Annotated in this window: 14 protein-coding genes; 5 read left to right on the forward strand and 9 right to left on the reverse strand. The window is 66.4% G+C overall.

Annotated elements, in window-relative coordinates; all coding sequences use genetic code 11:
* Nucleotides 1-376: 376 nt before the first annotated feature.
* Complete coding sequence (locus tag CXR29_RS10110) at nt 377-1762, reverse strand: class I SAM-dependent RNA methyltransferase (protein WP_127364457.1); 1386 nt, start codon at nt 1760-1762, stop codon at nt 377-379.
* A gap of 7 nt (nt 1763-1769) precedes the next feature.
* Nucleotides 1770-3680: an APC family permease gene (locus tag CXR29_RS10115; protein ID WP_025780732.1), complete on the reverse strand. Its 1911-nt coding sequence runs from the start codon at nt 3678-3680 to the stop codon at nt 1770-1772.
* A 136-nt stretch (nt 3681-3816) separates the two neighbouring features.
* Here CXR29_RS10115 and CXR29_RS10120 point away from each other — a divergent pair, with 136 nt between their 5' ends.
* Together CXR29_RS10120 and CXR29_RS10125 are read left to right on the forward strand one after the other, a co-directional pair.
* Nucleotides 3817-4491, forward strand: a complete 675-nt coding sequence (locus CXR29_RS10120) for a potassium channel family protein (RefSeq protein WP_127364458.1) — start codon at nt 3817-3819, stop codon at nt 4489-4491.
* Nucleotides 4488-5174 (forward strand): potassium channel family protein, encoded by a 687-nt coding sequence (locus CXR29_RS10125; protein WP_101553386.1) that lies wholly within the window; start codon nt 4488-4490, stop codon nt 5172-5174. Before CXR29_RS10120 ends, CXR29_RS10125 begins: the two co-directional genes overlap by 4 nt.
* Before the next feature lie 87 nt (nt 5175-5261).
* Here the strand turns inward: CXR29_RS10125 and CXR29_RS10130 are convergent, their stop codons facing one another.
* The 3 genes from CXR29_RS10130 to dut are packed head-to-tail and all read right to left on the reverse strand — an operon-like array spanning nt 5262 to nt 6977.
* Nucleotides 5262-5639, reverse strand: a complete 378-nt coding sequence (locus CXR29_RS10130; protein ID WP_025780737.1) for an OB-fold nucleic acid binding domain-containing protein — start codon at nt 5637-5639, stop codon at nt 5262-5264.
* A 6-nt stretch (nt 5640-5645) separates the two neighbouring features.
* Nucleotides 5646-6497, reverse strand: coding sequence for a DUF3710 domain-containing protein (locus tag CXR29_RS10135; RefSeq protein ID WP_127364459.1), 852 nt, complete (start codon nt 6495-6497; stop codon nt 5646-5648).
* A gap of 6 nt (nt 6498-6503) precedes the next feature.
* Nucleotides 6504-6977 (reverse strand): dUTP diphosphatase, encoded by a 474-nt coding sequence (gene dut, locus CXR29_RS10140; RefSeq protein ID WP_231488757.1) that lies wholly within the window; start codon nt 6975-6977, stop codon nt 6504-6506.
* 64 nt (nt 6978-7041) lie between these two features.
* Here dut and CXR29_RS10145 point away from each other — a divergent pair, with 64 nt between their 5' ends.
* Nucleotides 7042-7497, forward strand: coding sequence for a DUF3093 family protein (locus CXR29_RS10145; protein ID WP_127364460.1), 456 nt, complete (start codon nt 7042-7044; stop codon nt 7495-7497).
* 147 nt (nt 7498-7644) lie between these two features.
* On the opposite strand, the gene CXR29_RS10150 is transcribed toward CXR29_RS10145, so the two are convergent.
* The gene (locus CXR29_RS10150; RefSeq protein ID WP_025779694.1) at nt 7645-7944 is read right to left on the reverse strand and encodes a DUF4193 domain-containing protein; all 300 of its coding nucleotides are present in this window, start codon (nt 7942-7944) and stop codon (nt 7645-7647) included.
* 286 nt (nt 7945-8230) lie between these two features.
* Between CXR29_RS10150 and CXR29_RS10155 the strand changes: the two genes are divergently transcribed.
* A complete protein-coding gene (locus CXR29_RS10155; RefSeq protein ID WP_025779696.1) occupies nt 8231-8458 on the forward strand; it encodes a hypothetical protein in 228 nt (75 codons plus the stop codon).
* Nucleotides 8459-8525: 67 nt separating this feature from the next.
* On the opposite strand, the gene CXR29_RS10160 is transcribed toward CXR29_RS10155, so the two are convergent.
* Nucleotides 8526-9638: a ferrochelatase gene (locus CXR29_RS10160; protein WP_101553382.1), complete on the reverse strand. Its 1113-nt coding sequence runs from the start codon at nt 9636-9638 to the stop codon at nt 8526-8528.
* A 241-nt stretch (nt 9639-9879) separates the two neighbouring features.
* Between CXR29_RS10160 and sepH the strand changes: the two genes are divergently transcribed.
* Complete coding sequence (gene sepH / locus CXR29_RS10165; protein ID WP_051504960.1) at nt 9880-11001, forward strand: septation protein SepH; 1122 nt, start codon at nt 9880-9882, stop codon at nt 10999-11001.
* Nucleotides 11002-11003: 2 nt separating this feature from the next.
* Here the strand turns inward: sepH and cydC are convergent, their stop codons facing one another.
* Both cydC and cydB read right to left on the reverse strand, forming a co-directional pair.
* Nucleotides 11004-14675 carry a thiol reductant ABC exporter subunit CydC gene (gene cydC / locus CXR29_RS10170; RefSeq protein ID WP_127364461.1) on the reverse strand — a complete coding sequence of 1224 codons (3672 nt, stop codon included), beginning with the start codon at nt 14673-14675 and terminating at the stop codon, nt 11004-11006.
* The gene (gene cydB, locus CXR29_RS10175; protein ID WP_101593338.1) at nt 14672-15694 is read right to left on the reverse strand and encodes a cytochrome d ubiquinol oxidase subunit II; all 1023 of its coding nucleotides are present in this window, start codon (nt 15692-15694) and stop codon (nt 14672-14674) included. The genes cydC and cydB overlap by 4 nt, the downstream gene beginning before the upstream one ends.
* Between the last annotated feature and the right edge of the window lie 12 nt (nt 15695-15706).

The raw sequence follows: 15706 nt of genomic DNA on the forward strand, positions 1-15706 counted from the left end.
ATTTGAGGGGCTTTGACCACCATGGCACACGGACGAACGGCGCCCGTCGATCGGGTTTTCCGCACGTCCTCGTGCGGGCATCACCAGGGCCGCGGCCGGGCCTGACGGCCTAGCGTGAGACGCACAGTCGAACGCATCGCACCAGCGTGTCACCACCGAGGAGTTCTCATGGACCCGTTCACCCTAGGCGCCGGATTCGGTTTCGGCGCACTGCTCGTCGGCATCATCTTCGCCGTCGTCTGCAGCTCGTTCGCGAAGGAGAAGGGCCGGTCGGGCGGCTGGTAGGGGCTGTGGGGCTTCCTCACGACGTTCATCGCCCTCATTGCGCTCGTCCTCCTCCCCCGCCGCCCGGTCACCGCCTGAGATCGCCGCCCGGTCACCGCCTGAGGACTGTGACGGTCTCCAGGTGCGCGGTCAGCGGGAAGAGGTCGAATCCGGTGAGACTCTCGATCGCGAATCCCCCATCCGTGAGAGCCGCGAGATCCCTGGCCAGCGTGGCCGGGTCGCAGGAGACGTAGACGACGGTGCGGGCGGAGGATTCGATGATCGCCGAGGCGACCTTCCTCCCGGCGCCCGCCCGCGGCGGGTCGAGGATGATCACGTCCGAATCGGGCAGTCGGGCCCGGTCGACGCCGAGCGCGAGGAAGCGGGCCTCGAGATCGGCGGCGTTCTCGCGCGCATGCGCGATGGCCGCGGCCACCCCTTCGACCCCGAACAGGGGTGCACCGGTGGCCCGGGCCGCAGCAATGCCGAGGAGTCCGACCCCGCAGTAGAGGTCGGTGATCGCATCGACATCGGCAGGCAGTGCTGTGACGACCTCCGAGCTGAGCAGTGCGGCCGCGCTCCGGTGGACCTGCCAGAAGCCGTCTGCGCCGACGGCGAAGTCACGACCGTCGACCGTTTCGGTCAGGGTGGGCTCACCGCGGAGGACTCGCAGCGGACGCGCAGACGCGTGGGCGCGCCTGCGCCCACGGGGACGGCCACCGCGGCCACGGCCACGGCCGTTCTCCGGTTCGGGTGCCTCGGCGAGGAGTGAGAAGGAGGTCGGCAACCAGGCTTCGATTGCGTCGAGGACCTGCGCGGTGGGCCGACCGCGGACGATGAGCGCACCGCGGTCACCGGCCCACGCGAATTCGAGCCGGCGCACCCCCGGCGCACGCAGCCCCGCGATGTCGAGCTCGTGCAGGGGCCCGGCGGCCAGGGGCGGCGTGGTCACGGGGATGACCTCGTGGGATCTGGGGGCGAGCATTCCGGCCCGGCCGGCATCGTCGACGGCCAGCTGCACACGTGTGCGCCAGTCGGTGCCGTCGGTCTCGCCCGGCGCGGGCAGCACCTCGGGGTCGGCGTCGATGTGGCCGATGCGCTTGAGCTGGTCACGAAGCACCTCGGCTTTGAGAGTGCGGGAGTGGGCGAGGTCGACATGGGCGAATTCCATGCCGCCGAATCCGGCCGGCCCCGGCACGGGCCGTCCACCGTTGCCGCCAGCGGATCCCGCACCGGAGCCGTCGGCCGGTCCGGTGGAGACATAGTCGAGGCGACGGTCGGGCACGCGATGGGCAGAGGCCTCGACCACCTCGGTGACGGTCGCGCGGAGGAATCGGGCGGGCGGTCCCGCCTCGGTGCGGACTCGGACCTTCTCACCGGGCAGGGCTCCGGTGACGAAGACGACCTGGCCGTCGTGTCGGGCGATGGTGGCGCCGCCGGCCGCCGGTGCCTCGATGTCGAGGGTGAGTTCCCGGGCGGGAACCGAGGTGTCGCTCATGCGTGTTCTATGCCTGTCTGTACAGCTGGGTGTCGGCGTCGGGGCCGTCTCCGCCGTACTGTCGGGAGAAGGATTTCAATCGCCAGGGCACGGAGACCACGACGACGTTGGGCACCAGCAGCAGTCGGGTGCGCAGTTTGAGAGCCACCTGGTTGTGCAGGATGTGCTCCCACCAGCGGCCGACGACGAACTGCGGGATGTAGACGATGACGAGGTCTCTGGGCGATCTGCGGCGGATGGCGAGGATATGGGCGAGCATCGGGCGGACGAGTTCGCGGTACGGCGAGCCGAGCACGGTCAGCGGCACCGGCAGCTCCATCTCGTTCCACCTCTTCTGCAGACCGGCCGCGGCCTCTTCGTCCACGGCCACGGTGACGGCTTCGAGCTGGCTCGACCGGGTCACTCGCGCGTAGGACAGGGCCCGCATCGTCGGTTTGTCGATTTCGCTGACGACGACGATGGCGTGGGTGTTCGACGGGATCGTCCGTGAGTTCACATCCGCATCGGGGGCGAGCTCGCGGGCCACTCGCGAATAGTGACGGTGGATGGCCCCCATGACGAGGTAGAGCCCGGCCATGGCGGCGACGGCCAGCCAGGCTCCGGCGAGGAACTTCGAGACGATGACGACGATGAGGACACCGGCGGCGAGCACACAGCCGACGGCGTTGACGACCCGGTTGACATGCATCCGCATCCGGGTCTTCGAGTCGATGACCAGGCGCAGGCGTTTGCGCCAGTGCAGGACCATTCCCGCTTGGCCGAGGACGAAGCTGACGAAGACTCCGACGAGGTAGAGCTGGATGAGCACCGTCGCCGAGGCGGAAGTGGCGATGACGAGGACGATCGCGGCTGCGGCCAGCAGCAGGATGCCGTTGGAGAAGGTGAGGCGGTCGCCCTTCGTCGCCAGCTGCCGCGGCAGGAATTCGTCGCGGGCCAGTCGGGAGGCCAGTCCGGGGAAGCCCTCGACTGCGGTGTTCGCCGCAGCGATGAGCACGAGCGCGGTGATGAGCACGACGATGAAGAACATCGCCGGCGCGTTGTCGAAGATCGCGTGTGCGAGCTGCGCGAGGACGGGTTCCTGTTCGTATTCGGCGCTGACCGGGCTGCCGTCTGCGCGGACGAGGTAGATATGCGGGTCGTCGACGTATTTGATGCCGGTGACCGATGCCAGATAGGTCAGCCCAGTGAGCATGAGAGCCGCGAGCAGTCCCGACAGCAGCAGGGTGTTGCCGGCATTCTTGCCGCGCGGCTTCTTGAATGCCGGTACCGCTGTGGCCACGGTCTGCACTCCGGCCAGGGCGACTGCTCCGGAGGAGAAGGCGCGGAGGACGATGAGGACGGTGGCCAGGCCGAGAGTCGCCTGATCGCCGATATTGCTGTGCACGACCGTGTAGTCCGCGGTCTCGGCGTGTGGGGTGTCGCCGAGTCCGACCCGGATGAGACCGACCGACATCGTCAGGAACACCGCGCCCAGGAACAGGTAGGTCGGCACGGCCAGCAGCATCGGAGTGGCTCGTGAGCCGCGCAGACCGGCGAAGCAGATGAGCAGGATGCCGACGATGGCCACGGGCACACGGTAGGGCGCGAGCATCGGGAAGGCAGTGGTGATATAGGCGGCGAAGACCGTCATCGACACAGCCAGGGTGAGCACGTAGTCGACGAGGAGAGCCGCGGCCACCACGAGACCGGCCCCGGAGCCGAGATTCTTCGAGGCCACCTCGTAGTCGCCCCCGCCGGAGGGATAGGCACGCACGTTGATGCGGTAGCAGGCGACGATCACGAGGATGACGATGCCGACGGCCACACCGATCCAGGGGGCCACGGTCAGGGCCACGAGTGAGGTCAGTGACAGTGCCAGCAGGATCTCATCGGGCGCATAGGCCACCGATGAGAGCATGTCGGAGGCGAAGACGGGCATCGCGATGCGCTTCTTCAGCGCAGGCGCACGCCTGTCCTCACTGCGGAAGGGCCGTCCAACGAGTAGTCTTTTGACGGCATCAGAAAAACTGCTGGCCACGGCAACCAATGGTAGATCACTGCGGGAAGGATTACCCATGCACTTCGTGATTATGGGCTGCGGCCGAGTCGGGGCGTCCCTGGCCAAGACCCTTGACGCGAATGGGCACTCCGTCGCAGTCGTCGACCGGAATCCCGACTCGTTCCTCAAGCTCGGTCGGGATTTCAGCGGCTCGACGATCACTGGGGTCGGATTCGACCGGGAGACCCTGTCCCAGGCGAAGACCGCCGAGGCCTTCGCCTTCGCCGCCGTCTCGAGCGGTGACAATTCGAATATCCTCGCCGCGCGTGTCGCTCGCGAAACCTTCGGCGTGAGCAATGTCGCCGCGCGCATCTACGATCCGAACCGGGCGCAGGTCTTCGAACGGCTCGGCATCCCCACCGTGCCCACCGTGCGGTGGACGGCCGAGCAGGTGATGCGCAAGCTCGTCCCGCAGGGCTCGATCACCAAATACCGTGAGCCCTCGGGCAGACTCGTCCTGGCGGAGGTGCATCTGGATCCGGGGTGGGTGGCGCGGCCGATCAAGGAGATCGAAGCACGGACCAAGGCGCGGGTCGCCTATGTCACCCGCCTGTCAGAGGGCATCGTCGCCCATGATGATCTGCTCCTCCAGGACGGGGATCTCGTTCATCTCATGGCTCCGGTCGACCGCCTCGGCGAGATCGAACGGATCCTCGATCAGCCCGTGCGAACCGTGGAGGAAGAAGAATGAGAGTCATCATCGCCGGTGCCGGTTCCGTCGGACGCTCGGTAGCCCGGGAGCTGCTGGACAAGGACCATACGGTCCTCCTCATCGATCAGAGCAAGGAGGCGCTGGGTCATGAGCGCATTCCGGGCGCCGAATGGCTGCTCTCCGATGCGTGTGAGCTCGCCGGTCTCGCCGAGGCTGGGCTGGAGGAGGCCGATGTCGTCGTGGCCGCGACGGGCGACGACAAGACCAATCTCGTGCTCTCGCTGCTGGCGAAGACCGAATTCGGGGTGCCGCGGACCGTCTCGCGCGTGAACAACCCGAAGAACGAATGGCTCTTCGACGATAACTGGGGCGTCGACGTCGCGGTGTCGACTCCGCGCCTGATGACCGCGCTCGTGGAGGAAGCCGTGGAGGTCGGCGGTCTGGTCCACCTCATGAGCTTCGAACGCGGTCAGGCAGGGCTGCTCGAGTTCACCGTGCACGAGAATGCCGAGCTCGTGGCCGAGCGCGTCGGCGGGATCACCTTCCCGCTCGATACTGTGCTGGTGGCGATCATCCGCAATTCGCGGGCGTTCGCCCCGAGCGCCGATGACGTCATCGAAGCCGGAGACGAGCTGTTCTTCCTCTCCTCCCCCGATCAGGAGCCGGCGCTGCTCGCACTGCTGCAGGAGACCGCGACGGCCGACGGAAACGCCGAGGGCTGAGGCGGCTCAGTCATCGGCGGGCGTGCGGAACGACTCGGCAGCTCTCGGCAACTCGGCGGTGGAGACTGACCGGTGTCTGAGGACCGGTCAGTCCTCGGAGTCGTCGCGCGTCTGCAGGAGTTCGTAGACGGGATTGTGTGCGGTGAGCACTCCGTCCTTGCCGCAGAATCGTCCTTCCAAGACGATGAGGGATCCGGGACGGATGCCGCTGATCTCCCGACGTCCGAGGAATTGGGCGCGGGCTTCGCCGGTGCCGTCGGCCACGGTGACATCGAGCCTGGGGCTGTCGGCGCTGCACGACTGGGTCGTCGCCGAGACGACTCCCGCGATGCGTGAGGTCTTTCGCGCCTCTAGCTCTTCGACCGGGATGACCCCGGGAATCTGACTGACCAGACGCAGATCGGCCCGTGCCTCGGCCTCACGGGATCCGAACTCACGCACGAGCCGGGGAATGAGGTTCCGCATCGCCGCTCAGCGGACCTCTGTGATCTCGGGCCCGCGTTCGAAGGGGTTGAGCTCGTCCTCGTCCTTCTCCTCCGTCTTGCTCTGGTCGACCTGCGGGGCGGTCAGGGCGATGAGTTCGCGCGGAGCCATGGCCTCCTGACCGCGGTCGACAACGACTCCGCGGAAGAGTGCGGAGAGTTCGGCGCGCACCTCGTCATCGGTCACGGCCTTGCCGGAGAACACGGCGCGGACGAACCAGCGTGGTCCGTCGATGCCGGCGAAGCGCATGGCGCGTTTGCCGGGACGGCCGGATTCCGTCTTCGCCGGAACTTCGATGGCCAGTTCCTTGCCGAGGGAGGTGTGCAACTCGGTCGATTCCCCGCCCTGTTTGGTCACGGATTCGGCGAGCTGGCTGCGCACCGTGTTCCACAGGCCTTCGGACCGTGGGGTCGCGAACGCCTGCAGCTGGATGCCTCCGCCGTCGTGGATGAGGGTCACTGCCAGCACGCGCTGGGAATCGTCGTCCGTGTCCAGGCGCACCTGCATTCCGTCGACGACGGGCACCTTGAGTGCGCCGAGGTCGAGGCGGTCGTGTTCGGGATACTCCTCGGAGATGTCGAACGGGCCCTTGTCGGACCGGTCGAAGGGCGCTGACTTCTCCAGCGGCGCCTCTTCCTCGTCGATGTCGTCGGACTCGGTCGCCTCGTCATCGGACTCGGCCGCGTCGATATCGACGTCATCGTCTGCGCGTTCGGCAGCCTCGGTGTCGGTGTCTGCATCCTGGGCGTCGAGCTCATCGTCGTCGGTGAGTTCGTCGTCGGTGCGGACGTCGTCATCGGTCGTCGGTGTGGATTTCTTGAACCGGGAGAACAGTCCCATGAGTCCTCACTTCTCCTTTTCGCTGAGGCCGGCGTCGATTCCGCCGGTGGATCCGAATCCCCCGGCGCCGCGGGCGCTGTCATCAAGGGATTCGACGATGTCGAAGTCGGCGTGGGCGATCGATTGGATCACGAGTTGGGCGATGCGGTCGCCGCGGACGACGCGCAGCGGGGTCTTCGCATCGAGGTTGATCAGCGGCACCCTGATCTCGCCGCGATATCCGGCGTCGATGGTGCCAGGAGCGTTGACGACGGTGACCCCGTGCTTGCTCGACAGCCCCGAACGCGGGTGGACGAAGGCCGCATAGCCCTCCGGCAGGGCGATCGCGATTCCGGTCGGCACAACACGACGCTCGAAGGGTTCGAGGACGAAGTCGATCGTCGAACGCAGGTCCGCCCCGGCATCGCCCGCATGCGCGTAGGTGGGTGCGCTCATGCCCGCGTCGAGGAGCTGGAGGTTGATCTTCACGGTTTCCGTCACAAAGAAGCACTCTAACGCTCCAGCCTGAGCGTGGCCAATCTTCTCGCTATGGGACAATGGCCCCATGGCAGCAACTCAATCCGGAACCCATGTGGTCTTTCAGGAGAAGGTCCGTCCCTCGATCGGCATGTGGATCCTCGTCGTGGTGGCCGCTCTATCTACGGCGCTCATGGTCATGCCCGTCTGGCAGCTCGGCACCGTCGTCCTTCCCGTCGTCAGCTTCGTCCTCTTCGCCTGGTGGCTCAACTCGCTGACGGTCTCGATCATCGTCACCGAACGTCAGCTGTTCGTGGGCGAAGCGCATATCGACCGCAGGTTCGTTCCGGGCGCGGTCGCCTTCGACGGCGAGGAGGCCCGCCGGGCCCGCGGTGTCGATCTCGATGCGCGCGCTTTCCTCAAGATCCGCCCGTGGGCGAAATCCGTCGTCCGCATCGATCTCGACGATGATACGGACCCCACCCCGTACTGGCTCGTCTCATCACGCCGCCCCCACGAACTCGCATCCGCCCTCACCCCCTAACCCCTCCCCTTATTGCTACCTGACGGCGGCGCAGCAACCTCGCGCGAGGTTGCTGCGCCGCCGTCAGGTAGCAATTGGAGGATAAAAGCGGACCGCAGCCCTTTCGAGGGTGCGGTCCGTTTTCGGGATTTCGCGAAGAGAAGCGATTCAGCCTGCACAGTCCGTGCAGATGGGGATCCCGCCCTCTTCCGTCGCAAGCTGCGAACGATGGCGGACCAAGAAGCACTCCATGCAGGTGAACTCATCGTTCTGCTTGGGCAGAACCCGAACGGAGAGCTCTTCGTTCGACAGGTCCGCACCCGGGAGTTCGAAGCCTTCGGCTACCGCAGTCTCGTCTTCGTCGATCTTGCTCGCCTGATCCTGGGAACGCTGGGCCTTGAGCTGCTCGATCGAATCGCTTTTGATCTCATCGTCTTGCTTGCGAGGTGCGTCGTAGTCTGTTGCCATATGGCCTCATCGCTCTCTGTCCGAAGGGGGTGCCGAAGAGGAACTTTTCTCCTCTTCCGAGATGTGTCCCCAGCATTGTGCACTGTATGCTTGCCGTTGGCAAGATGGAATGAAGACCCGATACGGTGATTCTCGTCACCAGCTTGTCTGCATGGACAGAGCACACATAGAGTTCACGAAGAGCTCTGCAAGAATGCTTGTGATGGACAGCACCGACAGCACTGCCTGTCGGTAGATTACCGGGCTCGTCCCCTGTGGAGGCGGCCCGAGGAAGGACGGATCCACAATGAGTGAATTCGCTGATCAGCTCGACACCCGAATCGATGATGTCCGTCATCGCATTCACGAGGCCCGGTCTGCCGGTGACGACTTCCTCGTCGAAAATCTCATCGACGACCTGCAGAACCTCATGGAACTCGCCGGTCGCAACGATGTCGACACCGGCCCTATCGCCGAGGTGATCCAGGCCGAGACAGGTGCCTTGCCGGTCATCCCGGCCCCCGACGACAACTGAGAGAACACCGAGAGAAAGAACCCTCCCTCACCGCTGCGGTGAGGGAGGGTTCTTTCGTTTCTCGGACTCAGTTCGCCACGGCCCAGTTCGGATGGGTCGCCCGCTCGATGCGGCCCCGGCAACAATCGATGCTGCACGCTCCGCTGCCGGGCACCAGGGCCTTCGTCCCGGGCAGGGCAGGAGCGTCGATGTCGTCTCCACGCAGCTGAGCGACCCGCTCCTCCACGAGATCGACGAGGCCCTTGACGAACGCGTCGTGGGTGCCCACAGTCGCCACCCGGGTGAAGTCGAGGCCGAGCTCTGCTGCGGTCTCCTTCGCCTCGGTGTCGAGGTCGAAGGCGACCTCCATATGATCGGAGATGAAGCCGATGGGCACGAGCACGACACCGGTCACCCCCTCCTCGGCGAGTTCGGTCATCCGGTCGTTGACATCGGGTTCGAGCCACGGCACCTCGGGCGAGCCGGAACGCGAGCAGTACACGAGTTCGGCCGGAACGCGGTCGGCCTCATCGATGCGCCCCATGAGATGGTCGATGAGCTCCTCGTGCTGGGCACGGTAGCCGTTGGTCGTCGCCTCGGAGGCGTCCTGCATGACGTTGGGGATCGAGTGGGTGACGAAGAGGATCCGGTGCTTGGCCGAGTCCATCTGTCCGACCCTGCTCCGGAAGTCGGTGAGGCCTTCGTTCAGACAGTCCGCACAGGCGTCGGCGTAGCCGGGGTGGTTGTAGTACTGTCGGATCTTGTCGATCGCGACGGTGAAGCCTTCGTCCTTGAGTGTGTCGATCGTCTTCGCGAAGTCCTCACGGTATTGGCGGCACGACGAGTAGGACGAGTAGGCGGAGGTGTCGATCGAGAGGAACCGTGTGGCACCGTCCTCCGCCAGGGTGCGGACCTCATCGGTGAGATAGGGGTCCCAGTTGCGGTTGCCCCAGATCAGCGGAGTCTCGATCCCGCGACGATCGAGTTCGTCGCGCAGCGCGGCCAGCAGCGCTTTGTTCTGATCGTTGATCGGAGATTTGCCTCCGAAACCGAAATAGTGCTCTCCCACCTCCTCGAGCCGCTCCTCGGGAATCCCTCGTCCGGCGGTGACGTTGCGCAGGAATGGAACCACTTCTTCTGGAGCCTCCGGTCCGCCGAATGACATGAGGACCAGGGCGTCGATGGGTGCAGTCGTATTCACGGTTTCGATCTTACAGACTGCGCCTCGACTCGGCTCGCTGTCCGCAGAGTGAGCCGCACTCACTCATGGTGCAGACGGATCGGCCCGGGCTGCGCCGGCCGCATCCGTGGCCGGTCTCACAGTCGCTCTCTGCCGGCGGTCGATTCGGCCCGTGATTTCGCGACTCGCGCGGAAATCTGCCCGGCACGACGCGCCGAACGTGACACGATCTTCAGGAGACGCGACAAAGGAGCTTAAGGCAATGCGTGAACTGATCTTGAACGGAGTCAACGCAGACGGGACCCATCTGCTGTTGAACGACGAGAACGGGCTTCAGTACCGAGTCGGCCTCGATGAGGCGCTCATCGCCGCGGTCCGCAGGGACCGCTCCCAGTCCAAGTCCGAGGCTCCCGTGCGCCCGAAGGAGATCCAGGCCATGATCCGCGGCGGCATGGACGCCGAGGAGGTCGTGGCCACCACCGGCGCCGATCTCGAATATGTGCGCACCTATGAAGGTCCGGCGATGGCCGAACGCGAACGCACCGCTTACCTCGCCAGCCGTCATCCCATCTATTCCGACCACGATCCCAACGGTGAGCCGACTCCGCTCATCGAGCTGTGCCAGGAACGTCTGGCGATGCGCGATGTCGATATCGAGACGATGGAATGGGATTCCTGGAAGCAGCAGGACGGCAACTGGTACATCCAGCTCAGCTTCACTGCCGCCGACCGTGTTCGCACCGCCAGCTGGCACTACTACCGCCGTTCGCTGACCCCGATCGATGACGAGGCGAAGTGGCTCGCCGATTCTGGCCCCACCGACACCGGACCGATCCCGAACTACGGCAGCGGTGCCGAGCGACAGAGGAACACCGAGGAGGTCGATGTCCTCCCGCGCACCGATCGGTCGTCCGCGTCGATCGCCGCGGACGGACCGGTCCGCCCCACCGCCGGTTCGGCTCCGTCGCAGCAGGCCCGCGATCACCAGGCCGAGACCGGCCGGATTCTGGAGAACCTGCGCAAGCGTCGCCACACCGAAGAGGAGCCGCGGACCCGTCTGCGTGCGGTCACCGAGGATCCCGAGACTCACCCGCAGGGAGCGCACACTGCTCCCGGTCGGCCCGAAGCCGCCGCCGATGACGAGGTCTTCGCCTTCGAGGATGCGGCTGCCCCTGCCGAGGAGCCGCAGGAGCCGACCGAGAAGGTCGGTGTCTTCGACGATGAGAATCAGCTCTCGCTGCTCAATGAGCCCGGGGTGAGCGATCACTCCGATGATTTCAAGGACTCCGCGTCGGCGAAGGACTCGAAGCCGAAGTCGAAGAAGAATTCGCGAGCCTCGATCCCGAGCTGGGACGAGATCATGTTCGGGTCGAAGCGGGACTGACCTCAGACTGCCGAGTGTGCGCCCTCGGGAACCTGTGTGCCGAGGTCTGCCGCACCCGGTTGGACTGTGCCGAGGTCGACGACCTCATCGCCATCCGCGATCAGGCGCCTGTCGTGAGTGACCATGACGACCGTGCGATCGCGGAGGTTCCCACGCAGGTCGTCGACGAGCAGCCGTGCCGTCTCATCGTCCAAATGTGCCGTCGGCTCGTCGAGGACGATCACATCGGCGCCGGTCAGCAGAGTTCTCGCCACTGCCAATCGCTGGCGCTGACCACCGGAGATCTCCGTACCGTGGTCTCCGACCCACCGGTCGAGACCCGCGATGTCGGCCCAGTCGCCCAGCCCTGCCGCTCTCAGCGCGCTGACCATCTCGTCGTCTCCGGGCACCGTCTGCCTCGCGAGGGCGAGATTGCCGCGCACGGTGGACCGGAAGACGTGTGCCTCCTGAGGGCACCAGGCGATGCGGCCGACCAGGTCTGCCGGTGAGCGCGTGAGCATATCGTGGCCGACCCCGGTCCGGTCACGGACGTGGTAGCTTCCGGACCAAGGATCGAGGAACCGCAGGAGCACGCTCAGGCTCGTCGTCTTTCCGGTTCCGCTGTCGCCGCACAGCACGGTCCAGCGTCCGCGTTCGGCCCGCAGGTCGAGCCCTGTCACGACCGCCCGGTCGTCCCATCCGACGGTGATCTCATCGAATTCGAGGGCGTCGACGCCGACGAGCTCGGCCGCGGGGTCAGAATGGCGCGACGAATCGTCGTTCTCTTCGACCGTCGTTCCGGCGGCAGGAGCCGATTCCTCGGCGTCGGGTCCCGACACCTCGGCTTCGCGGTCCTCCGCATTGTCTGGATCGGGCAGGCAGTCCAGTGCCGCTGCCAAACCCGGCAGTTGGCGGAATGCCTCGAGTGCCGAGGCGAACACCTCTCCCAGCCCCAGGGCCATGAGCGAAAGCACGGCGACGATCTCGGTCGGAGCGTCTGCGGTTGCCGCCAGGATCACTGCGGTGGCGAAGGTGCTCAGTTGCAGCCACAGTTGGGCGAGGCCGTAATTGCGGGCCGACGCCTTCTGCTTCTTCTCGAGGTCGGACTCCAGACCGGCCAACAGGCCGATCACCTCAGTGTCGACACGGTTCGTGGCCAAATCGTCCTTCGCGTTGAGAGCGCGGGTGAGGACGGACAGAATCCGGCTGCGGCCCTCCCGGATTCCGTGCGCCAGGCGGCTCTCTGCCCGGATCACGAGGATCGGGACGATGATGAGGTTGACAGCGCCCAGCAGGACGAACCAGACCAGAGACTCCACATGGAGAAGTGCCGCCGTGATGCTCACACCCATGACGACCAGGACGGAGACGAGCGGCGGGAACAGAGTCCGGGGCACCAGGTCGCGGACGTCATCGGCGTCGGCGACAATGGCGCGCAGCGCCGAGTCCGAGGTGAGCAGCCGCCGATCACTCATCCCCACACGCTCGAAGTGCTCCCACAGTCGAGTGCGCAGTCGCGTGAGGGCGGCGAAGATCGCCGAGTGCAGCTTCAGTCGGCTGGCGTAGAGGAGCACGGACCGGCTGAGCCCGAAGAAGCGCACGCCGACGATGGCGACCATGAGCAGCATGATGGGCGGCTGGTAGGAGGCTTCGACGATGAGCCATGCAGACACCGCGGTCAAGGCGATGGCCGCGAGACTGGACGCGCACGCGGTCAGGGCTGCCACCAGCATGGTCGGAGTGAAGAGCGGAAGACTCGAGTTGAGAACAGACCAACGCCGGCGCAGTGCGGCTGTCCGGGCTGCGGTTCCCGTCCGTGCTTCTGTGCCCGACTGCCACTCGGCATCGGTTCGGTCTCGCGACTGCGGCTCGGCACGCATCCGATCCCGCTGCCCACTGCCCGAACCCAGCAGACTCTTCGGACCGGAGTCGTCCCTGGTCCGTGTGGCGGGAGCCTCGGCCGCGTCGTTCCAGTGCTGACCCGCGGCTGCGGTCTCCGCCGCAGCCGCAATGTCCGCGGCCTCGGCCCCGTCGATTCGCGTCTTCTCCGGGCGGATCTCGGTGTCGGCCAGGGCACGAACCTGTTCGTCATGGCTGGCGAGGAACACACGGTTGGTGGCGGCCGCCTCGGCGATCATGGCGATGACGATGCCGGCATTGTCGGCATCGAGGTGGGCGGTGGGTTCGTCGAGGACGAGCAGCCCGCCCCCGTCACCGAGGCGATGCCGCACACGCGCCAGCGCCAGCCGGCGCTGCTGGCCGGGGCTCAGTGCCGCGGTCTGCACACGCAGATCGGTGGGCAGGCCGGCGGCGGCCAGGGCCGACCGCGCTCCGTCCTCGTCGAGTCCGAAGAGGGCGAGTTCGGCACCGATGGTCTCGGCGAACATCCGCGGAGCCTGCGGCATATAGGCTGCGGCAACGGGAGCGACGGTGGAGTGCGCATGGGCCGGCAGGCTGCCGACCAGCGCCCCGAGCACAGTCGTCTTGCCTGTCCCAGACCGGCCGCTGATCGTCGTCACGCCCGGCCGAGCGTCGATGGTGCCCGACCAGGTGATGAGCGTGCCGTCGGCATAGAGAACGCGCTGCTCACCCGGCCGACCGGGAGTATTGAGCGCATGTCCCCGGTCGGCCGTCGCCTCGGTGGCGGCCGTCGCCCCGGCGGCAGCCGTCGCCCCGGCGGCAGCCGTCGCCCCGGCGGCAGCCGTCGGCGCGGTGGCAGCCGTCGGCGCGGTGGCAGCCGTCGCCTCGGTGGCAGCCGTCGGCGCGGCGGCTGCCGGCTGAGTCTGTGAAACCAGCGCCTGGGCTCTCCCCCGCGCTTCGCGACCGTTCTCACTCGCGTGGTATCCGGCCCCGAGCTCCCGCAGGGGGATGAAGCATTCGGGTGCGATGAGCAGGACCAGCAGGCCGTCGGCGAGGTCCATCGTCCCGTTGACCAGGCGCAGACCGATGACCACGGCGACGAGTGCCACCGAGATCGTGGCGATGAGCTCGAGCGCCAGACTCGAGAGGAACGCGATGCGCAGCGTCGACAGGTTCGCCGCATGGTAGCGCTGCCCCAGTTCCCGCAGCCGAGCCGCATGATCACGTGAACGCCCGAGGCCGATGAGCACGGGAAGCCCTTCGGCGAGTTCGGCCAGATGATCCGACAGCCGCTCCAGAGCCGCCAGCGTCGCCGAGGTCGACTCCGCCGTATAGCGGCCGATGAGCACCATGAACACCGGAACCAGCGGCAGACATACCGTGATGATGACCGCGGAGAGGACGTCGCTGAAGACGATGCGCACCAGCAGGACGATGGGCACCACGGCGGCCGCAGTCAGGGCCGGCACCACCGTGGTGAAGTAGTCATCGAGATCGTCGATTCCGCGGGTGACCGTGACCGCCGCATTCGTCCGCGGGCGTCCCCGCCCGCGGAGCAGACCCGAAAGGATCGAGCGACGCAGCCCCTGTTTCGATTCAGCGGCCAAGGAGGTGCCCAGACTGCGGTCGAGCCAGAGACCGCCGCCGCGCAGCAGTGCGCCGAGGGCGCCGATGACCACCCATACCCCGGGCGCACTGTGGCCGATGATGGCGCGCACCAGCGCTTCGGCGATGAGGACGATCCCCACCGCCCGGCACAGGGCGGAGAACACCGAGAGTGCCAGCCCCCGCCGACCGGTCGGCAGTTCGAGCAGGATCGACAGGGGCGAGTTCACGATCGGATCGCCACCGGCAGCTTGTGCGCTTCGGGGATGTGGGTCTCGGCGATGCGGCCGAGAAACATCCGGTAGCTGAAGATCTGGTAGGCGATGATGATCGGCAGGATCACGATCGTCACGATGAGCATGACGTTCAGGGTGTAGTCCGACGACGAGGCGGCACCGATCGTCAGCGAGTTCGACGGGTCGAGCGTCGAGGGCAGAACGTTCGGGAAGGTACCGGCGAAGACCGCTGCCAGTCCTGCGATGAGATAGATCCCGTGCAGAATGAACGCTCTCTTCTCGGCTCCGGCGCGCACCGCGAAGTACGCGGCGATGAGCGCGGCAATCGCAATGAGCACCGGAACGACGAGCCAGGTCCGCTGAGTGATCGAGGAGGCGAACCAGATGAGGAACGGGACCGCCGCCGGCAGCATGAGCCTCCCGGCCCAGCGCCGCGACCGCGCCCGGACTTCGCCCTGGGTCTTGAGTCCGAGGAAGATGAGCCCGTGGGCCAGGGAGAAGCCGAGCCCGCCGAGGCCGCCGACGAGCGCCGGCCACGACATCCAGGCGAAGGGTCCGCCGATCATATCGCCGTGATCATTGAGCGGCAGCCCGATTGTCGTCAGCGCCAGCATCGCTCCGATGCAGACGGCAGTTCCGGCCGAGCCCACGGCCACGGCCCAGGTCCAGAAGGACTTCCACCGCTGCGAGTGCCCCTTGCCGCGGTATTCGATGGCCACGGCGCGCAAGATCAGTGCGAGCAGGCAGATCGTCAGGGGAATGTAGAGCGCGGAGAACAGTGAGGCGTACCAGTGCGGGAACGCGGCGAACATCGCTCCGGCCGCGGTGATCAGCCAGACTTCGTTGCCCTCCCAGACCGGGCCGATCGAGTTGAGCAGAACGCGTTTGCTGCGTTCGCTGCGACTGAGGAAGGGCATCATCATGCCCACACCGAGATCGAAGCCGTCGAGGAAGAGGTATCCCATCCAGAGCACGACGATGAGGACGAACCAGATTGTGGCGAGGATTTCCATCGTGACCTTCCC

The organism is Brevibacterium linens (assembly GCF_003999335.1).
GTDB classification, from domain to species: Bacteria; Actinomycetota; Actinomycetes; order Actinomycetales; family Brevibacteriaceae; genus Brevibacterium; species Brevibacterium linens.